Below are 22,089 nucleotides of genomic sequence, written 5' to 3' on the forward strand. Positions count from 1 at the left end.
CCCCTTGGTAAACCCCGCCCCCGCCGCCGGCGGGGGCCGCCGGAACCGGGCGCCGCCCCCGGGCGCCCGCGGGGGGGCCGGGCCCGGCCGCCGGGGCGCCGGCCCCGCCCCGGCCGGCATCCTTCACACGCGGTCCGCATCCGTCACGCGGTCCGCATACGGCGCGAGGGGGTGCGGCGGACACCACTCCGCCGCACCCCGCCCGTCACGCACCGCCGGACCCCTCAGCCCGGCGCCCGCACCGGGTCCCTCAGCGGCCCCGGTCGTAGGTGTGGAATCCCCGGCCGGTCTTCCGGCCCAGCCGCCCCGCCTGCACCATCCGTGACAGCAGCGGGGGCGGGGCGTAGTGGGGATCCTTGAACTCGTCGTAGAGCGACTGCGCGATGGCGGCGACCGTGTCGAGTCCGATGAGGTCGGCCAGCTTCAGCGGCCCCATGGGGTGGGCGCAGCCGAGTTCCATGGCCGCGTCGACGTCGGCCGCCGTCGCGAACCCCGACTCCGCCATGCGGACGGCCGAGAGCAGGTAGGGGACGAGGAGGGCGTTGACGACGAAGCCCGCCCGGTCCTGCGACCTGACCACCGTCTTGCCCAGGGTGTCGCGGGCGAACGCCTCCACCGTCTCCACGGTCTGCCGGGTGGTGTGCAGCGAGGAGACGACCTCCACGAGCGGCAGGACCGGCACGGGGTTGAAGAAGTGCAGGCCGACGACCCGGTCGGCCCGGCCGGTGGCCATGCCCAGCCGTATCACGGGCAGCGACGAGGTGTTGGTCGCGAGGATCGCCTCCGGGTCGGCGACGATCTTGTCGAGGGCGGCGAAGGCGGCGGTCTTGACGTCCTCGTCCTCGGTCACGGCCTCGATGACGAGCTGACGGTCGGCCAGGTCGTCCAGGTCGCCGGTGAAGACCAGCCGGGCCAGGGCGTCCTCGGCGGAGATCCGGTCGAGCTTCCCGCGCTGGACCGCGCGTTCGAGGGAGACGGCGACGCGTTCACGGGCGGCCCGCGCGGCGGCGGCGCCGGCCTCGCAGACGACGGTGTCGACTCCCGCACGGGCGCACACCTCGGCGATACCGGCGCCCATCTGTCCACCGCCGACGATCCCGACCCTGCGGATCCGGTTGGTCATGCCCGGGCCTCCTGCCTGCGGACCAGGTGGCGGGTGTAGGCGTCGGGGGTGAAGAAGGCGGGCAGCTCCCGTGCCAGCGCGACGCGTTCCAGGACGTCCCGGGCCTGCGTGACGAGCGCGTCGGGCTGCTCGTCCGCGAAGGACGCGCACTCCTGGGCGATCACGGCGAGCAGGTCGTCCCGGTCGAGGGTCCGGTGGCGCAGCCACTGCCACAGCTGCGTCCGGGCGATCTCCGCGGTGGCCGCGTCCTCCATCAGCCCGTGCAGGGCCACGGCTCCGCGGCCGCGCAGCCAGGCGTCGAAGTAGCGCAGCGAGACGGCGACGTTGGTCCGTACCCCGTGCGGTGTGGGTGGCGCGCTGGTGCGCCGGACGGCGAGCAGGTCGGCGGCGGTGACGGCGACGTCGTCGCGGGTGCGGTCGAGCTGGTGCGGGCGGTCGCCCAGGACGCCGTCGAAGACCTCGCGGCAGACGGGGACGAGCCCGGGGTGGGCGACCCAGGAGCCGTCGAAGCCGTCCTCGGCCTCACGTTCCTTGTCCAGCCGGACCTTGGCGAGGGCGGCCGCGTCGGCTTCCGGGTCCTTGCCCGGCACCTGGGCGGCCATGCCGCCGATGGCGTGGGCTCCGCGCCGGTGGCAGGTGCGGACCAGGAGTTCGGTGTAGGCGCGCATGAAGGGCGCGGTCATGGTGACCTGGGCGCGGTCCGGGAGCTGGAAGTCGGTGCGGTGACCGAAGGTCTTGACGATGCTGAAGAGGTAGTCCCAGCGGCCGGCGTTGAGTCCGGCGCTGTGCTCGCGCAGGGCGTGGAGGATCTCCTCCATCTCGAAGGCGGCGGTGATCGTCTCGATGAGGACCGTGGCGCGCACGGTGCCGCGGGGAATGCCGAGGAGTTCCTGGGCGAGGAGGAAGACGTCGTTCCAGAGCCTGGCCTCGCCCGCGTTCTCCAGCTTGGGGAGGTAGAAGTACGGCCCGTGCCCGGCGTCGATCTGGGCCCCCGCGCAGTGGAAGAAGTACAGGCCGAAGTCGACGAGGGCGGCGGGGACCGGCCGGCCCGCGACCTCCAGGTGTTCTTCGAGCAGGTGCCAGCCGCGGGGCCGGACGACGATGGTCGCCGGGTTCTCGCCGAGCCGGTACTCCTTGCCCCCGGGCGTGGTGAAGTCGATGCGGCGGCGACACGCGTCGAGCAGGTTGACCTGGCCGTCGATCACGTTGTTCCAGGTGGGGGCCGTGGCGTCCTCGAAGTCCGCCATCCACACCTGCGCGCCCGAGTTGAGCGCGTTCACGGTCATACGCCGGTCCGGCGGGCCGGTGATCTCCACCCGGCGGTCGGTGAGTCCGGGCGCGGGCGGGGCCACGCGCCAGTCCGGGTCCGCCCGGACCCCGGCCGTGGCCAGGGAGAAGTCCAGCGGCGAGCCCGAGACGAGGCGGTCCCGGCGGCGGCGCCGCTCCTTGAGGATGTCCTCGCGGCGGTGGGTGAAGGCCGCGTCGAGCCGGCCGATGAAGTCGAGCGCCTCGGGGGTGAGGATCTCGTCGTGGCGGTCGCCCGCCGGCGCGAGGACCCGGACCCGGTGCGTGGTGGCGGTGGTGGTGGTGGACATGCGGTCTCCTGACGCGTCGAGGGGGCGGGATCGCCTCAGTGGAACTGCTCCTCCTCCGTGGAGCCGGTCAGCGCGGTGGTGGAGGAGGCCGGGTTGACGGCGGTGGAGACCAGGTCGAAGTAGCCGGTGCCGACCTCGCGCTGGTGCCTGACCGCGGTGAAGCCGTGCTTCTGGGCGGCGAACTCGCGCTCCTGGAGGTCGACGTACGCGGTCATGCCGTGCTCGGCGTAGCCGCGGGCGAGGTCGAACATGCCGTGGTTGAGGGAGTGGAAGCCGGCCAGCGTGATGAACTGGAACTTGTAGCCCATGGCGCCCAGTTCGCGCTGGAACTTGGCGATCTGGTCGTCGTCCAGGGCCGCCTTCCAGTTGAAGGACGGCGAGCAGTTGTACGCGAGCATCTGGTCCGGGTACCGCGCGTGGATCGCCTCGGCGAACTCGCGGGCCTGCGCCAGGTCCGGGGTGCCGGTCTCCACCCAGATCAGGTCCGCGTACGGCGCGTACGCCAGGCCGCGGGCGATGACGGGGGCCATGCCGTTCTGCACCCGGTAGAAGCCCTCCGCCGTGCGCTCGCCCGTCGTGAACCGCGCGTCGCGCTCGTCGACGTCGCTGGTGAGCAGGTTGGCGGCGAGGGCGTCGGTGCGGGCGATGATCAGGGTCGGGGTGTCGGCGATGTCGGCCGCGAGCCGGGCCGCGTTCAGGGTGCGGATGTGCTGCGAGGTCGGGACGAGGACCTTGCCGCCGAGGTGGCCGCACTTCTTCTCCGAGGCGAGCTGGTCCTCGTAGTGGATGCCCGCGGCACCCGCCGCGATCATCGCCTTGGTCAGCTCGAAGGCGTTCAGCGGGCCGCCGAAGCCGGCCTCGGCGTCGGCGACGATCGGGGCTAGCCAGTCGGTGGTGTCGTGGCCGCCTTCGGCGGTGGCGATCTGGTCGGCGCGCAGCAGCGCGTTGTTGATCCGACGGACCACCTGCGGAACGGAGTTGACCGGGTACAGGGACTGGTCGGGGTAGGTGTGGCCGGCCTGGTTGGCGTCGGCGGCCACCTGCCAGCCGGAGAGGTAGATCGCCTGGAGCCCGGCCCGCACCTGCTGGACGGCCTGGCCGCCGGTCAGCGCGCCGAGCGCGTGGACGTAGTCGAGTTCGTGCAGCCGGCGCCACAGCCGCTCGGCGCCGCGCCGGGCGAGGGTGTGCTCCTCGCGGATGCTGCCGGAGAGCCGGACCACGTCCTCGGCCCCGTAGGTGCGCTCGATCCCGGCCCAGCGGGGGTCCGTCGCCCACCGCTCGGCGAGGTCCGCCGCCGCTGCCGCCGTGTTCGTGTCTGCCATGACCGTCACCGTCACCGTCTCCATGAGTCGCTTGGTCTGCCAACGCGCTCGTACCGCACGATGCGCTGCTGGCACTGTGTGCCTTGCCATAAGGGTTGCGGCTGCCGGACCACCTGGGGGTGGAACGGGCAACGGTGCAGGGCAGTCGAGCCGGAACTGCCGGGATCTCCGACGTCAGGGCGTGAATCGTGCCCGGATGTCCGCCTCGACCGCCGGGGTCCGGCGAGCCGCAGGACCGACTCTGACAGCGGCACGCAGTGCCATCAATGAGGGACGTCTGCCAACTTCTGCGAATCTTCCGGCCCGGATCTGCCAAGTTTGCGAAGGCTGGCCACGGCATGATCGCGCGTACCCTGGAGCGGCCGGAGCGAGGCCGAGGGAGGCCGGGTGAGCAAGACGTACGCGGGAGCACGGCTGCGGAGGCTGCGCGAGGAGCGGCGGATGAGCCAGGCCGAACTGGCCCGGGTGCTGGGGATCTCGCCCAGCTACCTCAACCAGATGGAGCACGACTCGCGCCCGCTCACCGTCCCGGTGCTGCTCCGGGTGACCGAGGCCTTCGGCGTCGACCCCGGGTTCTTCTCGGAGCGCGACACCAGCCGGCTCGTCGCCGACCTGCGCGAGGCGCTCGCCGGAGAGGTCGCCGAGGCCCGGGTGTCCCCCGCGGACCTCGCCGAGCTCGCCTCCCGTATGCCCGCCGTCGCCGCCGTCCTCCTCGACCTCGGCCGGCGCAGTCAGCTGCTCGCCGAGCAGCTCGCCGATGCGGCCGACGGCAGGGACGGCGGCGCGGCGGACACGCCCCGTTCACCCCACGAGGAGATCCGCGAGTTCTTCTACCGCCGGCAGAACTACCTCCACGACACCGATCTGGCCGCCGAGCAGCTGGCCCGCGCCATCGGGATCCGCCCGGGGGACGTCCTGCACGCCCTCACCCGCAGGCTCGCCGAGCGCCACCGGGTACGGCTCGCGGCGGACTCGGACCGGCTGCACCACTACGACGGCGCGAGCCGGGTCCTGCACCTGTCGAACCGGCTGCGGCCGGGCCAGCAGGCGTTCCGGATGGCCACCCAGCTCGCGCTGCTGGAGTACGGGGCGGAGCTGGACCGGCTGGCCGCCGAGGACTTCCCGCAGGACTCCCCCGCCCACGCCCTGGCCCGGATCGGCATCGCGAACTACTTCGCCGCCGCGCTGATCCTGCCGTACGGGGCCTTCCACACGGCCGCCGAGGAGTTCCGCTACGACATCGAGCGGCTCACCGACCACTTCGGGCTCGGCTACGAGACCGTCTGCCACCGCCTCAGCACCCTGCAACGCCCCCGGCTGCGCGGGGTTCCCTTCTCCTTCGTACGGGTCGACCGGGCCGGGAACATGTCCAAGCGGCAGTCCGCCACCGGCTTCCACTTCTCCCGCGCCGGCGGCACCTGCCCGCTGTGGAACGTCTACGAGGCCTTCGCCTCCCCCGGCCGCATCCACGTCCAGGTCGCCGCCATGCCCGACGGGCAGCGCCATCTGTGGACCGCCCGGGCCGTCACCCGGCACCAGGGCGGCTGGGGCGAGCCCGGCAAGACCTTCGCCATCGGCCTCGGCTGCGAGATCCGCCACGCCTCCCGGCTCGTCTACTCCGACGGCCTCGACCTCGGCAACACCGGGGCCGACACCCCGATCGGCATGGGCTGCCGGCTCTGCGAACGTCTCGACTGCCCCCAGCGCGCCGTCCCGCCCCTGGGCCGGCCCCTGGCCGTCGACGAGAACAGCAGCACGTTCGTCCCCTACCCGGTCAGCGGGAGCTGACCGGACGTCACCGACGCCCTCCGCTCCCGGCACAGGGGGATCCCGAGCGATTTTCCGTCGCCCGGGAACTCGGGACGTCCGCCGTCCGACTACTGCCGCGTGGGCGACGGGCGGACCTCCTCTCGCGCCCCTGCCGTTACGTGAGGATCGAGGTGGGTGGGATGGGCGGGCTGGACGTACAGATGCGCCAGGTGGCCTGCCGGCACGGCCGGGTCGAGGCGGTCGCCGACGTGGATCTGGAGATCGCGGCCGGCGAGCGCGTGGCGCTGACCGGGACCAACGGTTCGGGCAAGACCACGCTCCTGCGTGCCGTGCTGGGCCTGCACCGGCAGGTGTCGGGGTCGATCACGGTCGGCGGGCGGGGCACCGGGTCACCGGCGGAGTGGGCCTGGCGGCGCAGGGCGTGCGCCTGGATCCCGCAGAAGCCCGCGGCGGGCCGGTTCCCGCTGCTGGGATCCGAACTGCTGGCCAGCAGCACGGCCCCGGCGGACGCCGTCGAGGCGGCGGACCGGCTCGGTGTCGCGCAGTTCACCGATCGCCCCCTGCACACCCTCTCGGGCGGCCAGTTGCAGCGCATGTACCTGGCCCGGGCCATCGGCTGCGTCGCCGCCGGGGCACAGGTGCTGCTGGCGGACGAGCCGACGGCCGCCCTCGACTTCGACGGGCAGGCGGACGCCACGGACGTCCTCACCTCCCTGCCGGTGACCCTGGTGGTGGTGACGCACGACCGGACCCTGGCGGAGCGCTGCGACCGCGTCCTGGAGATGGCGGCGGGCCGGCTGCGGGAGGTGCGGTGACCCTCGCCACCGCCGACCTCGGCGCCCTCCTGCAGCTCGTCCCCGTGCAGCGGGCCGGGATCGCCCTGCTGCTCGCTGCGGTCGGGCTGCCCGTGATCGGGGTGGTCATCGTCGGGCTCGACATCATGCCGGTCCGGTTCGCGATGATGCACGTCGCGCTGCTGGGCATCGCGGTCGGCCTGCTGACCGGGCTCGACCCCATGCTGTGCGCACTGGTCGCGTGCGCCCTCGCCGGTGCGGGCGTGGCTCCCCTCGCCCGGACCCCGGACGGCCTGTCCGGCGCGATGGGACTGCTGATGAGCCTGGCGATCGCCGCGGCCCTGCTGCTCATGGCGGTGTCGGGGGTCAACGCCTCCGGTGCGTTCGCGCTGCTGTGGGGGTCGATCCTGTCGGTGGGCACGCCGGATCTGATCGTGCTCGGTGTGCTCGCCGTCCTCGTACCGGGCCTGTTCTGGTGGCGGCGGCGCGAGATCGGTCTGCTGCTCTACGACCGCGAGCTCGCCCAGTGCTCGGGCGTGCCGGTGCGGGCGCTGACCGCCGCCCTGCTCGTCCTGGTGGCGATCGCGGTCGCCGGGGCGATCAAACTGACCGGTGCGCTGCTGGTCGACGCCCTGACCCTGCTGCCCGCGCTGGCGGCGCGCCGCCTGGGCGGCTGCTTGAAGTCGATCACGCTGTGGGCCATCGGCATCGGCGTCGTCGTCAACCTGACGGGGTTCCTCCTGGCCCTGTGGCTGGACTGGCCACCGGGCCCGGTCCTCGTCCTGACCGCGGGGGCCGTCGTCCTCGCCGTACATTTCATACCCGAACGGAGAATCAGCTCATGGCGCGCACCCGCGTCCGTATCCCTGCCCTCGTCGCACTGAGCGCGGCGCTCCTCCTGACCACGGCGTGCGGAAGCGACATCGCTCCCGACCCGGCACCGGCCAAGAGCGGCGGCGAGGCGAAGAAGGACAAGCCCGTGGTGGTCGTCACCACCACCTGGGAGGGCGCCTTCGCCAAGGCCGCCGGCGCCGAGGACGTCAAGGTCATCGTCCCGCAGTCCGTCCACCACGCCCCCGACTACGACCCCAAGCCCTCCGACCTCGCCGCCGTGGCCAAGGCCGACTTCGTGCTCTACGCGCCCTTCGAGCCGTACGCGGCGAAGATCAGGGAGGCCGCGGGCTCGAAGGCGAAGCTGGTGGAGGTGAACCTCGACAACGACCCCGACAAGGTGAAGGCCGAGGTCGACAAGCTGGGCCGGCTCTTCGGCACGGCGGACGCCGCCACCCGGTGGAAGACGGGCTTCGACACCGAGTACGCGCAGCTGAACAAGGACGTCCAGGGGGCCTGGCCCGGCGGCAAGAGCCCCTCCGTCGTCAGCCAGGTCTTCACCGGCTGGGCCGCGAAGCTCGCGGGCGCCACCCCGGTGGGCACGTACGGGCCCGAGGCCGTGACCCCGGCCCAGCTCGCCGAACTCTCCGCGAAGAAGCCCGCCTTCGTCCTCGACAACGCCCACATGTCGACCGGGACGGTCCTGCCCGACTCGGGCGCCAAGCAGGTCAAGATCGTCAACTACCCCGGTACGGACCTCGACCTGCTGCCGGTCTACCGCAACGCGGCGGCCGAGCTGAAGAAGGCCATGACCTCGTAACCCTTTTCCGTATCTCTTCCGCCCCGGGGCGGGGCACTCGCCCCGCCCCGCGCGCGTGGGCCCGGGCAGCGCGGAGCTGCCCGGGCCCACGCGTCGTCAGGCCGGGGTGAGCGGGGCCGGGTCCGTGCCGCGCAGTCCGTGCCGCTCGATCAGGCGCTCGCGCAGGGCGGCCCGGTCGGGCTTGCCCGCCGGAGTCAGCGGGAGCTCGGCCAGCAGCAGCAGGAGCTCGGGGTGCTTGCGCCGCTCCAGGCCGCGCGAGGTCAGGTGGGCGCCGAGTCCGGCCAGTTCGGGGGCCGCGTCCGTACGGGGCACGACGCAGGCCGCCAGCCGCTCCCCCATCACCGGGCAGGGCACGCCCACGCACACCACGTCGCGGACCAGCGGGTGGGCGGCCAGCTCGCGCTCCACCTCGGCGGGGCTGATGTTGGCGCCGCCCCGGATCACGATGTCCTTGAGCCGGCCGACGACGTGCAGGGCGCCCTCCTCGTCGAGGAAGCCGAGGTCCCCGGTGCGGACCCAGCCGTCGGGGGTGCGGTAGCGGGCGTCGAGGTCGGGTGCGGCCACGTAGCACAGCGGGGTCATCGGGCCGCGCGAGATGATCTCCCCGATGCTGCCGTCGGGCAGCGCCGCGTGGGTGTCCGGGTCGGTGATACGGATCTCTGCGACACGGGGGTCGGGGTGGCCCGCGACCACGCCGGTGCTGTCGGTGGGCGGGACCTGGTGGGCCAGGCCGGTGTGGCAGTTGACCCCGTCGGCGGATCCGTAGAGGTTGACGACGGGGCATCCGAAGGCCCGGGCCGCGTCCTTGGCGGTCGTCTCGTCGAGCGGCGCCCCGCCCAGGACGAGGGCGGTCGGGGAGGGCAGGGCACCGCCGTCGGCGTCGAGCCGGTCGAGCATCATGCGGATCATGGTCGGCACGCCCAGGATGTGGGTGGGCTCGTGCTCCCGTACGGCTGCCAGGGCGGCCTCGGGGGTGAAGTGGTCGAGCAGGACGAGGGTGCCGCCGTGCCGGGCCAGCGTCACCGCGGTCCCGTTGGAGCCGAAGGCGGAGGCCAGCGGCACGAGGAACAGGCAGCGCGGGGGCGTGCCGTCCGGCATGAGGGAGGCGAGGAAGTTGCCGCGCCCGCCGGCCAGCGCGTTGTGGGAGTAGGCGACCATCTTCGGCTCGGCCTCGGAGCCGGAGGAGACCAGGATCCGTGCGGCGCTGTCGGGGTCGGGGCGGGCCGGGGTGAAGGCCGTCGCGTCCGAGCGCAGCAACTGGGCGAAGGCGACCGCCCCTTCGGGGGCCGTTCCGGGGCCGGCGGCGATCACGTGGCGCAGGGCCGGCTGCGAGGGGGCCAGGGTGAGCAGGTCGGCGGCGTGGTGGGAGCCGCGGTGTTCGGTCGCGGCGATGACCGCGACGGCCTCGGCCCGGCGCAGCAGGCACTCGGCCTCCAGGACGCCCCGGCCGACGGGGAAGGGCAGGGCGATCGCGCCGATGGCCGCGATGGCGAGGTCGGCGATGACGGCATTGCGGTTGTTGGGGAGCTGTACGCCGACCACGTCGCCCGGGCCTATGCCGAGGCCGCGCAGGCCGGCGGCCAGACATCGCACCTTGCGGTCCAGTGCGGTGTAACAGAGCTTGCCCTTGGCGTCGAGGACGGCGGTCGCGTGCAGGTTCGCGATCTGGCGGGCCCGGAAGAGGCTGTAGAGGTCGAGGTCGGGGCAGGTCCCGTCGACCACCCACGAGCGGCGGAGCTCGGCGGGCAGCAGGTCGTGCAGGACGACGGTCATCTGAAGCTCCAGGGGTCGGGAACGGCAGGGGCACCGTGCGCGTCGCGGCTGATCGAGCCGGCGAAGCGCGTGTCGTGGTGGAGGTCGGCCAGGTCGGTGGTGACGGCGGTGGCGGTCAGGCCGTGGCCGGCCAGCAGGGACAGGGCGTCCGGGGTGCCGAGTCCGCCCAGGTCGTGGGCGGCGGCCGCGGCCGCGCACGCGTCGGAGGGCGCGACCCAGCCGTCGGCCGTGGGCAGCGGGCGGCGGAATCCGGCGGGCCGCCTGCGGTTCGCACCGCGCGCGGCACGGCGCAGGGCGGGCGCGGTCAGGGTGTCGGCCGCGCCGAGGAGGGAGGAATCGACGCGCACCCCGTGCCCGGTGCGCTCCCGCAGCAGCAGCCCCGCGAGCACGGCTTCGGCGCCGGTCAGCCCGCCCAGGACGTCGAGCAGGGTCATCAGGGACGGCGCCGGGGCCTCGCCCTCGGGGCGTACGGCCTCGCCGACGCCGGTACGGGCCTGGACCATGAAGTCCGTGCCCATGGGGGCGTCGGTCAGCCGGTCGGCCCAGCCGCTGGTGTACGCGTACACCAGGCCCGGGTTCACGGCGGCGAGGTCCTCGGCGTCCAGGCCCAGTTCGCCGGCCTTGCCCGGGGCCCAGTTGTGCAGGAAGACGTCGGCCTCGGCCGCCAGCTCGCGCAGCCGGCGCCGGTCGGCCTCCGCCTTGATGTCGATCTCCACGGCCCGCTTGCCGCGGTTGAGGGCGAGCCAGCGGGCCGAGATGCCCGAGCAGGCCGGGGGCATCCCGCGCAGCGGGTCCCCGCCCGGTGGCTCGATCCGTATCACCTCGGCCCCGAGCAGGCCCAGCAGGTGCGCGGCGAGCGGGGCCTGGATCCGGCGGCCGGCCTCCAGCACCGTGAGTCCGGCGAGCGGCCGGCCGGCGGGCTCGGCCGCCGCGGCGGTCCTGGCTCCGGGCCCGAGCGGACGCAGGGACCAGGGCGCGGCCCCGTCGTGCTCGGCGGCCCGCTCGGCCAGCGTGCTAAGGACGCACACCTCCGCGCCGGAGAGGGCCGCGGCCTGCCGGATCCGTTCCAGGGAGTGGGCTCGCGTGACCTCGTGCAGCGCCCCGGGGAAGGGGGCGCAGGCGGTGGCGTACCGGAACTGGAAGGGCCGCCAGCCGGCCCGCATCGCGTCGGCGGGCGCGTCCAGGGCCCTCCAGAACGCGGCCCAGGCCCCGGGGTCGAGGGTCTCCAGCTCGAAGAGCGTGCCCTCGGCGGAGGTGAAGGGCGGTCCGCCGGGCGCGAGATCGGCCGCCTCGCCCTCGTCGGCCCCGGCGGCGGCAAGGTACTGGGAGACGGCCAGCAGCCCGGCCCGGTCCGCGCCCGTGGTGACCTGCCGTGCCCGGACGCCCCGGGCCGAGCCGATCAGGGTGGCGAGGAGCCCCTGGACGGTGAGGACGGCGGTGGCCGTGGCCGTGTAGTCGGCGGCCAGGCCGCGCGGGCTCCCGTCGCGCCGGCCGTGGACGGCCATGACGCCGGTGGCGGCCTGCACGGTGGCCTCGTCGACGAGGCCGGCGTTCCCGCCGCCCCAGCCCGTGGTCGCGTGGACCGGCCCGGATTCCGCGCCGGTGATCACGACGTGCCCGGTGGCCGGGCCGTCCTGGCCGGCGTCCCCGCCCCGCGCGCCGAGCAGCCGGAGGCGGTCCGTCACGACGTCCGTGATCTGCGGCGGCCCCGAGGTGTCGAAGCGCAGTGTGTCGAGTGGCCGGACCGTCTGCGTGGTTGCTGGTGACGCCATGCCTCTCCTCTCCTGGCGCGGCGGTGGCCGCACCGGCACGTTGGGCGAATTCCTGGGAACCCGGGAGCCTGCGCACCCGACCAGTTCCACGGACAGACAGTCGGACAACCGTTCCCACGGGTTCCCGGAAATCTGGAGGAAAGCAGTGACGGACCCAGGCGCCACCCCCACCGCGCAGGCCCAACCCGCCGCAGGTGCGGCGCAGTTGCGTGACCGGATCACCCGGTTCGTCCGGGACGAGGTGATCCTGTCCGAGCCGCTCCTGGACGCGGGAGGGCCCGCGGCGGCGGCCGCCCTGGACGAACTGCGCGTCCGGGCCCGCCAGGAGGGACTGTGGGCGCTGCCGCTCCCGGCGGAACTGGGCGGCGGGGGGCTGGCCTTGAGGGTGTACGCCGCACTCGCCGAGGCCGAGGGCGCCAGCGATCACGGGCCCGCGGCACTCGGCTCCCTTCCCCTCCTCGACGTCACGATGCTCGCGCGCCACGGCGGGAGCCGGATCCGCGAGGAGTACCTCACGCGCCTGGTCTCCGGCGAGATCCGCACCTGCTACGCGATGACCGAGCCCGGTGTTCCGGGCACCGACCCGTTCCTGACCGCCACCCGGGCCGAACGCCGCGCGGACGGCTCCTGGGTGGTCACGGGCCGCAAGTGGTTCACCTCGGGAGCCGCGAACGCCGACCTGGTCACCGTGCTGGCCCGCACCGCCGGCTCCGCCGGGGACCGCGAGGGGCTGTCGCTGCTCCTGGTACCGACGCGTTCCCCCGGCTTCCGCGTCGTCCGTGAGCTCCCGGTGTTCGGAGCGGCCGGCCAGTACGAGATCGAGCTCGACCGGGTGCCGGTGCCGGCCGGCCACGTCGTCGGCGAGGTGGGCGGGGCGCTGGCCGTCGCCGGAGAGCGGCTGCAGCTGGGGCGGACCCTGCGCTGCCTGCGCTGGCTCGGTCAGGCGCAGCGCGCCTTCGACCTCATGTGCGAGCGGGCCGCCACCCGCAGCGGTTCCCGCGGGCCGCTCGCCGGCCATCAACTGGTCCAGCAGCACGTCTTCGACGCCCTCCTCGCCCTGCGCACGACCCGGCCGCTGGTCCACGAGGCCGTGGCCCTGATCGCGGCCGGGCAGGACGCCCATGTCGAAGTGGGGCTCGCCAAGGTCGCCGCCGCACGGATGCTGCAGCAGGTGACGGACTCCGCGATCCAGGTCCACGGTGCCGCGGGGCTCGGGCCGGACACCCCGCTGCCCGCCCTGTTCCGGGGCGGCCGTGCCGCCCGTATCCTCGACGGCCCGGACGAACTGCACATCACCTCCGTGGCACGCCGCGTGCTGCGCGCCCACGGTGCGTAGACCCCGTCGGCCGGGCCGCTACACGCCGGTGATGTCGACGACCCCGTCCAGGGCGGCGAGCGCGAGCGTCAGGAAGAAGGTTCCCCAGACGAGTTCGTGCCGTACGGCCAGCCCCCTGCCCGCGTCGTAGCAGCCGTCCACCAGCCGTCCCGCCGGCGCCCCGGGCGCCGCCCCGCCGTGGAGGTGGCTCCCGGCCAGCCGGCGCAGGATCGCCACGGCCCGGGAGGAGCAGTGCTCCGCCCGTGGCCCGGGGACCCTGGCCAGCTTCAGCAGGGCCACGGCGGTGATGGCGGCGGCCGAGGTGTCGAGCGGGCCGTCGGGCCGCTCGGCCTCGGCCGGCGGGACCAGCGGTCCGGTCAGGAATCCCCCGTGGGCCAGGAGCCGTTCGGCCGCCTCCGCGAGCCGGTCGGGCCGGTCCCGCGCGAGCCGGGGGTGGAGCAGGGCGTCGGCCACCGCGAGCAGGAGCCATGCACGGCCCCGGCTCCACCCGGGGAGCGGGTCCTCCAGGGGCTGCCACCGCTGCCCGGTGAACTGCCACGCGGGCGCGGGCCACGGTCCGCGCGTCAGGTCCTCGCCGAGGCAGAGGTCGAGGTGCCGGTGCAGGTGGGCCGCCGCGGCCGCCGCTCCGTCGGGTCCCGCCCCGGCCAGCAGGGACAGCATCCCGGGGACGGCGTCCACCCGGGCCAGCAGGCGGGGCCCGCCGAAGGCCGCTCCCCAGGGCACGAGACCCAGCGTGCGGTCATGTGCCGACAGGCAGGCCTCGGCGGCCGCCCGCCGGAGCGCCGCCGCCGCGTCGTCGTCCGCCGCGAGGGCCGTTCCGTACCAGAGGATCAGGCCCCGGGTCGCCGTGTCCGCGTCCACCCAGCGCGCCAGCCGGGCCGTGCACCGCGCGGCCGTCACGCGGTCGGCCGGGTCGCCGGTGTACCGGGCCCGCAGCCACAGCAGCCCGGCCCAGAACCCGCCGGCCCACGCACCGCGGCCGGTCGTGGTCCACCTGCCGTCGTCGGGGTCGGCGTAGAGCGGAAAGCGGTCGCCCACCTCCACGTCGGTCACCCCGACGCGCTCCATCAACGACGCCAGAGCACGACCGGCCCAGTCCGTGCCGGTCACGCGGTCCGCACCGCCCTCGCGCGGCGGTCCCGCACGGCCCAGGCGAACGCGACCCCGGCTGCCGCCGCGAACTCCGCGGCCACCAGCAGCCAGCCCGGCCCGTACCGGCCGCCCGACACCAGCAGCCCGAACAGCGGCGGACCCACCGCGAAGCCGGCGAAGAACCCGGCCGCGGCCAGCGCCGAGTCCTGACCCGCCCGCCCCGGCGCGGCCCGCTGCATCACGAGCACCATCGTCACGGCGTTGCCGGAGACGGCGAACACCCCCACCGCCACGGCGCCGGCCCACACCAGCGGGCCCACGGCCAGCGCGGCCGCGAGCAGCAGGGCCGCGCCCAGCGCCCCGCAGGCGAGCCATCCCGGCAGCCACTCGGCCCGGCCGGGACGCGCCGCCCTCGACCAGCCCACCCGGCCCACGATGCCCGTCACGCCGAGCACCGCGACCAGAGCCGCGGCCGCCGTCGGCCCCAGCCCCAGCTCCCGCGCGCCGAACAGCGCGAGGTAGGTGTTCACGGAGGCGATGCCGCAGCCCAGGAACAGCGAGAACACCGCGAGCCAGGCGACCGTCCCGCGCGGGACGAGCGAGGTGCGGGGGCCGCCCGGGGGGACGGGAGGGTCGGCGGGGAGGGCGCGCAGCGCCCACAGCCCGGTCAGCAGCGCGGCGCCGGCGGCCGTCCACACGGCACCCCGCCAGCCCAGCCCCGCGGCGAGCGCCGCGAGCGGCAGCCCGGCCGCGAACGCCCCCAACTGGACACCGGACTGCTTCATTCCGGTGACCGCACCGCGGCGGGCGGGCGGTACCGCGGCCAGGATCGCCTTGTTGGTCGCCGGGTTGGCCAGCGCCTGCGGCACGCCGCCCAGCGCGACCGCGCCGAGCAGCAGCCCGGCGCCCGGGGCCGCCCCGATCAGCGTGAGCGCGCCGGCCGAGAGCAGGAGCAGGGCCACCAGCGAGCGGCGCGGGCCCACCCGGTCCACGATCCGGCCGCCCGCCGGCGACAGCAGGGCCGCCGTGCCGAACCCGATCGTCGTCGTCAGACCCAGCACGAAGGGCGATACGTCCAACTCGTCGACCAGGCGCGGCCCGAGGGCGCCGATCAGGAACAACTGCAGCATCGAGAGGGCCATGGCGGCCGTCAGGAGCCCGGTGAGCTGTCCGCCCGCCCACCGTCGCCTCCCTTCCGGCGCAGCGGTCGCCACTTTCTCCGCCGGCACAGCCGCCTCCCTCTGACGTCGATCGCTCCTGCCGAATACGCAGTCAGTCGTCCCCGGAGTCCTGCCAGTTCCGCCCGTCCGCCGTGTCCTGCGTCACATGACGCGCCCTGCGCGGGACAGCGGACACCGACCCCTCACAGGGGGCGCACCCCCGTGCACCGGTCACGGCGGAGGTGCGAGGATGAGGCCCGCCATGACGCCAGGCCACTGTTCCCGAGCCGTACGGGCTGCGATGTTCGCAGCCCTGTGCGTGGTGCTCGCGGCCACCGGCCACGTCCTCATGTCGGGGACGCCCGTGCCCGGTTGGGCCATGGCCGCCGCGTTCGTCGCCGCCGCGGCCCTCGCCTGGTCGCTGGCCGGCACCGAGCGCGGTCTCCTCGCCGTCACCGCGGTGGCGATCGCCGTACAGGCCACGCTCCACGCCTGTTTCTCCCTCGCGCAGTCCCTCGTCCCACCGCTGCCGCCGGGCGGCTCCTTCGCCCAGCAGTGGGCGCAGTACCTGACGTGCGGGGACAGGGTGCTGTCCCCGTCCGAAGCCGCGCGCCTGGTCGACGACGCGGGCCTCGGCGGCCAGGTGCACCAGCCGCCACCCGGCACGACGGCCGTGGCGGAGGCGGGCGCTCACGCCCACCACACCCCGTACGGCGGCGTGCCGGAGGCCGTGGCGGGCACTCCGGTGCCGGACGCGCACGCCATGGCCGACCTGGCGATGTCCCCCTCCGGCATGCTGGCGGCGCACCTGCTGGCCGCCGTCATCGCCGGATTCTGGCTCGCGTACGGCGAACGGGCCGCCTTCCGGCTCCTGCGCACCGCCGCGGCATGGCTCTGGACACCGCTGCGGCTCCTCCTCGCCCCGGCCCGTGTGCCGCACCGGCCACCGCTGCGCGTACGCCGTGAGCGCGGCGGCAGCCCGCTGCGGCAGCTCTTCCTGATCCATGTCCTCACCTCGAGGGGTCCGCCCGCGGGAACCGCTGTCATCTGACAGCCGGCTCCCCGGGCACGCGCGGGTGTGATCCCCGTCGCGGCCCGGGCATCGGCCATGCCCTCCGGCAGGCCGTACACCTCACCGGCCCGCCGATCGCGGCGCCGGACACCCCACGCGCGTAAGGACCTTGTGGCGATGACCCCTGCCCCGAGCACCCGCCAGGACCCCGCCGGGCCGAAGACGGCCGGGCACACCCCCAGCAGCGACGAAGCCGTGACGCGGCTGGCGCTCGCCGCACGCGACGGCGACCCCGACAAGGCCGACCGGTTCGTCCGTGCCCTCCAGCGCGACGTCTGGCGGTACGTCGCGTTCCTCAGCGCGGACCCGCAGGCCGCCGACGACCTCACCCAGGACGTCTTCGTACGCGCCCTCCCCGCGCTGGCCCGGTTCGAGGGCCGCTCCTCCGCCCGGACCTGGCTGCTGTCCATCGCCCGCCGCACCGTCGTGGACAGCCTGCGCCGCTCCGCCGCCCGGCCGCGCCTGGCCGACCGCGACGACTGGCAGACCGCCGCCGAACAGGCGCAGCCCCAGGGACTCCCCGGCTTCGAGGACGGCATCGCCCTCGCCGAACTCCTGGCGACGATCGCCGAGGAGCGCCGCGAGGCGTTCATCCTCACCCAGCTGCTGGGGCTGCCCTACGCCGAGGCGGCCGAGGCCATCGGATGTCCCGTCGGCACGGTGCGCTCCCGCGTCGCCCGCGCCCGGTCCTCGCTCATGGCACTCCTGACGGACACCGCGGGTCCCACGACGGACCAGCACCGGCCCGCCCCGCAGCGCCGCCGCCCGGCCACCGCCCCGGATCCCGCTCTCCGAGCGGTGGCCTCGCTCGCCTGAACCGACGGCGGCCCGCCCCCTGGCCAGGGGGCGGGCCGCCGGGGCGCGCGGACGGGGCGACGGGACGGGCCGGTCAGGGCCCGGTCTCGAACACGGGCGCCTTGAGCCCGTTCAGGCACGCGGTCTTCGGCGAGGCCGGGTTCTCGAAGAACGAGACGGTGATCTCCTGGGCGCACTTCGAGCTGGCGAACACCACGTGCGGCTCGTACGGGACCGTGACGACCTTGGCCCTGCTCAGCGTGCGGGCGACGTACGGCCCGTTGTCCGCCCCCGTCTGGGAGTCGAACCCGCCCGACAGGGCGAGGGTGGGGATGTCGCCGCGGGTGACGTCCCGGATCGAGCGCGGCGCCGCGGGAACGTTCCAGACCGCGCAGTCCGGACGCAGGAAGGTGAGTTGCGGAGCCTGGGCCTGCACCGAGCGGGGGAAGGACGGGAAGGCCTCCTGTCCGCCGCGCAGCGCCTCTTCCCCGCTCTCGTACGGTGTCCATTCGCTGCAGAAGATGCCGTAGGCGAGACCGTGCGAGACCACGCCCACGCCCTTGGGGTTGAGCTTCCAGCCCGCCCACTGCCGGGCGACCCGCTGCGGCTTGCCGTGTGCCAGCTCGTCCAGGGCGCGGGGCACTTCGGGCGCCACGTGGGTGGCGGTGGTCAGCCAGTTCACGAGGGCTCCGCCGTCCAGGACGACCTTCACCGGCTCGTCGTGGCCCGGGAGCGTGACGGTGGTGGTGACCGGCTCGGCCTCGAGGTCGCGCACGAGCCTGTCGAAGGTGGCCGGCAGGTCCGGGTACCGCTCGTTGCACGCCGGCTGCTGGGCGCAGGCCTTGAACAGGCCGTCGAAGCCCTGCCGGGCGCTGCTCCAGGTCTGGGCGGAACCGGCGGTGGACGGCGGCAGGATGCCGTCGATGCCGACGGAGCGCAGCCCTTCGGGGTGCAGCCGCATGTAGGTCAGCGCCAGGTGGGTGCCGTAGGAGATGCCGAACAGGTTCCACCGCTCGATGCCGAGCGTGGCACGCAGGTCCTCGTAGTCCGCGGCGCTCTCGATGTCGTTGTACGCGCCGAGGTCGACGCCGCGGCCCGCCAGCTGGTCGCGGCAGGCCTTGGTGGCCTGGACGTGCAGGCGCCCGGTGGACGGGGCGTCGTACACGAGGCCGACCGTGCGTCCGCCGAACCGGTCGATGCCCGGGCACAGGAGCGCCGGTTCGGCCGAGTACGTACCGCGCTGGGACATGAGGACCACGTCACGGTCGCGGTTGAGGCCGCCGTCGACCGCCAGCTTCGCCTCGAAGACCGCGTCGTCCCCGGGTCCGCCCGCGAGCCACACGATGGGGTCGGCCTTCGGTGTGCCGGCCGTGGCGGGCACGATCGCGACTCCGAGCCGAATCGTCCGGCCGTTCGGGCGGGCGCGGTTCTCGGGCACGGTGAGGGTTCCGCAGCGGGCCCCCGCGAGCTCCTCGACCGGTTCCGGCGTCCGCGGGCAGGGGCCCGGTACGAACCGGGCGTCGCCCACCGTCCGGGCGACGGTGCCGGTCGGCGCGGCGGGGGTGGCGGTGGCGTCGGTGCGCGAGCGCGCCTGGGCGGGCGCGGTGAGCAGGCCGGTGACGAGGAGTCCCGTGACCAGGCCGGCCGATGTGGCCCACGGTCCTCGTGCCGTGCGGCGACGGGGCGTCCGGTGGAGTGTCATCTGTCCTCCCGGTCGTTCCGGGACGCTCGAACGGAGCACGCCTACCCGACGCTACCGGGTGGGCGGTACGGGTGCACCCGGAGCGGTTCGCGGGGCGGGGCTGCGGGTCGGGGGCCGCGGGTCCACCACGGCCGCGGCCCCCACCCGCGCCGCCGCGCCGTCAGGAACCCCCGGCCCCGTCCTCCGCCGTGATCCGGAAGCGGAGGCGGCAGATGACCGCGTCGGTGTCGCGGCGCACCGCGTGGGCGACGACGGAGCCGCGCTGGTTCTGCAGCAGCCGCTGCCACAGGCGTGCGGGTTCGGTCTCCGGGATGAGGACGGTGATCTGCGCGTCCGGGTGGGTCTGCGCGAGCTTGCGCACGTACGCCGAGACGGGGCGGCCGAGGGTGCGGGTCTGCGAGGAGAGTTCGATCAGGTCGACGCCCGGCTTCCACAGCTCCCAGTCGCGGCGCAGGGCTTCGGTGGCCTGCCGGTCCTCGGCCGTGGGATGCGTGACGGTGACGGCGAGGACCTCGTCGCCGAGGGAGCGGGCGGCGGTGAGGGCCTGGCAGGTCAGACGGGACAGACCGGAGACGGGGACCACGACCAGCGAGTGGGCGCGGTGCGGCGGCTGCGGTACGCGGCCCAGTTCGAGGCGTTCGCCGATGTCGGCGTAGGCGCGGTGGACCTTCTCGAAGGCGAGGACGATCAGCGGCAGCGTCACGACGATCAGCCAGGCGCCCTCGGTGAACTTGGTGGCGGTGACGACGACCGCGCTGACGCCGGTCAGGAGCGCGCCGAAGCCGTTGAGGACCGCCTTGGACCGCCAGCCCCGGGCGCGCTCGCCGTACCAGTGCCGGACCATGCCGACCTGGCAGATGGTGAAGCCGACGAAGACGCCGATGGCGAAGAGCGGGACGAGGGTGTTGGTGTCGCCGCCGGAGAGGACGAGCAGGGCGGCGGAGACGAGCGCCAGCCAGACGACACCGTGGCGGTGGACCTGGCGGTCGGCCTTGAGCGCGAACACGTGCGGCAGGTGGTTGTCGCGGGCCAGCAGGCTCATCAGCACCGGGAGCCCGCCGAAGGAGGTGTTGGCGGCCAGCGCCAGCAGCACCATGGTGGCGAACTGGACGACGTAGAAGGCCAGGTTGTGCCCGAACGAGGCGTCCGCGAGCTGGGCGAGGACGGTGACGCCCTCGACCGGCTGGAGGTGGAAGCGGCCGATCAGGATCGACAGGCCGATCAGCATGACGCCGAGCAGGGCGCCGAGCGCGACCTCGGTGCGCTGGGCGCGGCGGGCGGCCGGGGCGCGGAAGGACGGCACGGCGTTGGCGACGGCCTCGACGCCGGTCAGGGCGGAGCAGCCGGCCGCGAAGGCCTTCAGCAGGAGCAGCGCGCCGACCGCGGTGGCGCCCTCACCGAGCGCGGAGGCGTGGCCGGCGGCGGACGCGGTGCTGACCGGGGCGTCGCGGAAGAGACCGACCGTGATCATCGCGAGGATCGATCCGACGAAGAGCGCGGTCGGGACGAGGAAGGCCTTGGCGGAGTCGACGACGCCGCGCAGGTTCACGGCGGTGACCACCACCAGGACGCCGAGGCAGATCCAGACGCGCTCCCCGTGCAGTGACGGGAACGCCGAGGTCAGGGCGGCGACACCGGCCGTGACGGACACGGCGACGTTCAGCACGTAGTCGAGGATCAGGGAGGCTGCGGCCACCAGACTGGTCCGCCGGCCGAGGTGCCGCTTGGCCACGGCGTAGGAGCCGCCGCCGTCCGGGAAGGCGGCGATGACCTGCCGGTAGGAGGCGACCAGCACCGCCAGGAGCGCGGCGATCGCGAGCGTGACCGGGAGGGTGAAGCCCAGCCCGTAGGCTCCGGCGGCCGCCAGCACCAGCACGATCGACTCGGGTCCGTACGCCACGGACGCCATGGCGTCGAGCGACAGCGCGGCGAGGCCCTGGAGCGCGGTCAGCCTGTGGCGGTCCACCGACCCGGTCGCGCCGGTATCAGGGGGCTCCTCCTGACGCGACCCCTCAGCGGTCGTGATCGCCTTCTCTACGTGTGTGGCCATGTCGCCGTGTCCCTCCGAATGAACAAGTCAGGACAGCGTCGAAGCCGTACGGGCGGATCACCAGCGTCCTTGGCGGCTTCCATACGCCCGATCGGCCGCTCTTCACGCGATTTATACGCGTCGGACGTGGCAGCGTAAGAGGCCTGTCAAGACAGGCCCTCGCGCGCTGCTCCGGCTCCGCGCAGGGGGCAGGCTTGTTCCGGGCGGCGTTCTGCGGACGGCGCCCGGCGCGACGAACGGCCCGTCCGGGCGGGAGGCAGCACATGTCCGGGTTCTGGTACCGGTTCCGCGACCGCATCGCCCTGGCCGCGGCCCTCGTGGTGCCCTTCCTCGTCGCGCTCGCGCTCGTGCCCTTCCGCACGGACCTCTCGGCGACGAACGAGGCACTGATCATGGTCGTCGCCGTGATCGCGGTCTCCGCCCTGGGCACGCGTGCGGCCGGTGCGCTGGCCGCCCTCTCGGCGGCGGCCTGGTACGACTTCTTCCTGACCAAGCCGTACCAGCAGTTCACCATCGCCGACAGCGGCGAGGTCCAGTCGGCGGTCCTCCTGCTCGTCGTCGGCCTGCTCGTCTCCCAGCTGGCGGTCCGCGGCCGCCGGCTCCAGGCGGTGGTGGTCACGGACGCGGCCCAGCTGTCGAGCCTCGAGGGAACCGCCCGCCTCGCGGAGGAGGGCGGCTCGCCAGAAGCGGTGGTCGAGTACGCGCGCACGCAGCTCGTGGGGCTGCTGGGGCTGCGCGGCTGCCGTTTCGAGTACGGGCACCTGACGGGGCGGCTGCCCCGGCTGGAGCACGGCGGCGGCGTATGGCTGCGCCGCCCGGGCCGGATCACGGAGTACGCGGACTGGCCGGACGGTGAGACCGAGCTGCGGGTGATCGGCGGCGGCCACTACTACGGCCGCTTCCTCCTCGACGCCCACCCCGGCCGGCCCCTGCCGCCCGAGGCGGCCCGTCTGGTGGCCGTCGCGCTGGCGGCCCAGGTCGGCGCCGCGCTGGATTCGGCCGGCCTGTCCCACCCGGGCTGACGGTACCCGCGCGCGCCGCCCGGTGCGGCGGCGCGACGGCCTCGTGCGGGTTTCGCTGCC

Annotated in this window: 17 protein-coding genes; 8 read left to right on the forward strand and 9 right to left on the reverse strand. The window is 74.6% G+C overall.

Features of this window, described 5'->3' with window-relative positions; all coding sequences use genetic code 11:
- Nucleotides 1-250: 250 nt before the first annotated feature.
- From ACZ6KO_RS21420 to aceA, 3 genes are read right to left on the reverse strand one after another with little or no spacing between them, the layout of a single operon-like run.
- Nucleotides 251-1,123 carry a 3-hydroxybutyryl-CoA dehydrogenase gene (locus tag ACZ6KO_RS21420; protein WP_469305573.1) on the reverse strand — a complete coding sequence of 291 codons (873 nt, stop codon included), beginning with the start codon at nt 1,121-1,123 and terminating at the stop codon, nt 251-253.
- Entirely contained in the window at nt 1,120-2,718 is a 1,599-nt protein-coding gene (gene aceB / locus ACZ6KO_RS21425) for a malate synthase A (protein ID WP_469305574.1), read from the reverse strand. Before aceB ends, ACZ6KO_RS21420 begins: the two co-directional genes overlap by 4 nt.
- A gap of 35 nt (nt 2,719-2,753) precedes the next feature.
- On the reverse strand, nt 2,754-4,040 hold the full coding sequence (gene aceA, locus ACZ6KO_RS21430; protein ID WP_469305575.1) for an isocitrate lyase: 1,287 nt from the start codon (nt 4,038-4,040) through the stop codon (nt 2,754-2,756).
- A 387-nt stretch (nt 4,041-4,427) separates the two neighbouring features.
- On the opposite strand from aceA, the gene ACZ6KO_RS21435 reads away from it, so the two are divergent.
- The 4 genes from ACZ6KO_RS21435 (at nt 4,428) to ACZ6KO_RS21450 (ending at nt 8,255) form a co-directional block, all read left to right on the forward strand.
- Nucleotides 4,428-5,828, forward strand: a complete 1,401-nt coding sequence (locus tag ACZ6KO_RS21435; RefSeq protein ID WP_469305576.1) for a short-chain fatty acyl-CoA regulator family protein — start codon at nt 4,428-4,430, stop codon at nt 5,826-5,828.
- A gap of 161 nt (nt 5,829-5,989) precedes the next feature.
- Nucleotides 5,990-6,625, forward strand: coding sequence for a metal ABC transporter ATP-binding protein (locus tag ACZ6KO_RS21440; RefSeq protein ID WP_469305577.1), 636 nt, complete (start codon nt 5,990-5,992; stop codon nt 6,623-6,625).
- Complete coding sequence (locus tag ACZ6KO_RS21445; protein WP_469305578.1) at nt 6,622-7,488, forward strand: metal ABC transporter permease; 867 nt, start codon at nt 6,622-6,624, stop codon at nt 7,486-7,488. The genes ACZ6KO_RS21440 and ACZ6KO_RS21445 overlap by 4 nt, the downstream gene beginning before the upstream one ends.
- Nucleotides 7,446-8,255, forward strand: a complete 810-nt coding sequence (locus tag ACZ6KO_RS21450; protein ID WP_469305579.1) for a metal ABC transporter solute-binding protein, Zn/Mn family — start codon at nt 7,446-7,448, stop codon at nt 8,253-8,255. Before ACZ6KO_RS21445 ends, ACZ6KO_RS21450 begins: the two co-directional genes overlap by 43 nt.
- A 96-nt stretch (nt 8,256-8,351) precedes the next feature.
- On the opposite strand, the gene ACZ6KO_RS21455 is transcribed toward ACZ6KO_RS21450, so the two are convergent.
- Nucleotides 8,352-10,028 (reverse strand): class I adenylate-forming enzyme family protein, encoded by a 1,677-nt coding sequence (locus ACZ6KO_RS21455; protein WP_469305580.1) that lies wholly within the window; start codon nt 10,026-10,028, stop codon nt 8,352-8,354.
- Nucleotides 10,025-11,800 (reverse strand): CoA transferase, encoded by a 1,776-nt coding sequence (locus ACZ6KO_RS21460; protein ID WP_469305581.1) that lies wholly within the window; start codon nt 11,798-11,800, stop codon nt 10,025-10,027. The genes ACZ6KO_RS21455 and ACZ6KO_RS21460 overlap by 4 nt, the downstream gene beginning before the upstream one ends.
- 145 nt (nt 11,801-11,945) lie before the next feature.
- Here ACZ6KO_RS21460 and ACZ6KO_RS21465 point away from each other — a divergent pair, with 145 nt between their 5' ends.
- Nucleotides 11,946-13,136 (forward strand): acyl-CoA dehydrogenase family protein, encoded by a 1,191-nt coding sequence (locus ACZ6KO_RS21465; protein WP_469305582.1) that lies wholly within the window; start codon nt 11,946-11,948, stop codon nt 13,134-13,136.
- 18 nt (nt 13,137-13,154) lie between these two features.
- Here the strand turns inward: ACZ6KO_RS21465 and ACZ6KO_RS21470 are convergent, their stop codons facing one another.
- The gene (locus tag ACZ6KO_RS21470) at nt 13,155-14,189 is read right to left on the reverse strand and encodes a sugar ABC transporter permease (protein ID WP_469305583.1); all 1,035 of its coding nucleotides are present in this window, start codon (nt 14,187-14,189) and stop codon (nt 13,155-13,157) included.
- Nucleotides 14,190-14,242: 53 nt separating this feature from the next.
- Complete coding sequence (locus tag ACZ6KO_RS21475; protein ID WP_469305584.1) at nt 14,243-15,457, reverse strand: MFS transporter; 1,215 nt, start codon at nt 15,455-15,457, stop codon at nt 14,243-14,245.
- Nucleotides 15,458-15,689: 232 nt separating this feature from the next.
- Between ACZ6KO_RS21475 and ACZ6KO_RS21480 the strand changes: the two genes are divergently transcribed.
- Nucleotides 15,690-16,439: a hypothetical protein gene (locus ACZ6KO_RS21480; RefSeq protein ID WP_469305585.1), complete on the forward strand. Its 750-nt coding sequence runs from the start codon at nt 15,690-15,692 to the stop codon at nt 16,437-16,439.
- Nucleotides 16,440-16,577: 138 nt separating this feature from the next.
- The gene (locus ACZ6KO_RS21485) at nt 16,578-17,276 is read left to right on the forward strand and encodes a sigma-70 family RNA polymerase sigma factor (RefSeq protein ID WP_469305586.1); all 699 of its coding nucleotides are present in this window, start codon (nt 16,578-16,580) and stop codon (nt 17,274-17,276) included.
- 73 nt (nt 17,277-17,349) lie between these two features.
- On the opposite strand, the gene ACZ6KO_RS21490 is transcribed toward ACZ6KO_RS21485, so the two are convergent.
- Nucleotides 17,350-18,957: an alpha/beta fold hydrolase gene (locus ACZ6KO_RS21490; RefSeq protein WP_469305587.1), complete on the reverse strand. Its 1,608-nt coding sequence runs from the start codon at nt 18,955-18,957 to the stop codon at nt 17,350-17,352.
- Nucleotides 18,958-19,117: 160 nt separating this feature from the next.
- Nucleotides 19,118-21,007: an APC family permease gene (locus tag ACZ6KO_RS21495; RefSeq protein ID WP_469305588.1), complete on the reverse strand. Its 1,890-nt coding sequence runs from the start codon at nt 21,005-21,007 to the stop codon at nt 19,118-19,120.
- 263 nt (nt 21,008-21,270) lie between these two features.
- On the opposite strand from ACZ6KO_RS21495, the gene ACZ6KO_RS21500 reads away from it, so the two are divergent.
- Nucleotides 21,271-22,029 (forward strand): DUF4118 domain-containing protein, encoded by a 759-nt coding sequence (locus ACZ6KO_RS21500; RefSeq protein ID WP_469305589.1) that lies wholly within the window; start codon nt 21,271-21,273, stop codon nt 22,027-22,029.
- Nucleotides 22,030-22,089: the final 60 nt, after the last annotated feature.

This window comes from Streptomyces sp. NPDC042102, assembly GCF_055582305.1.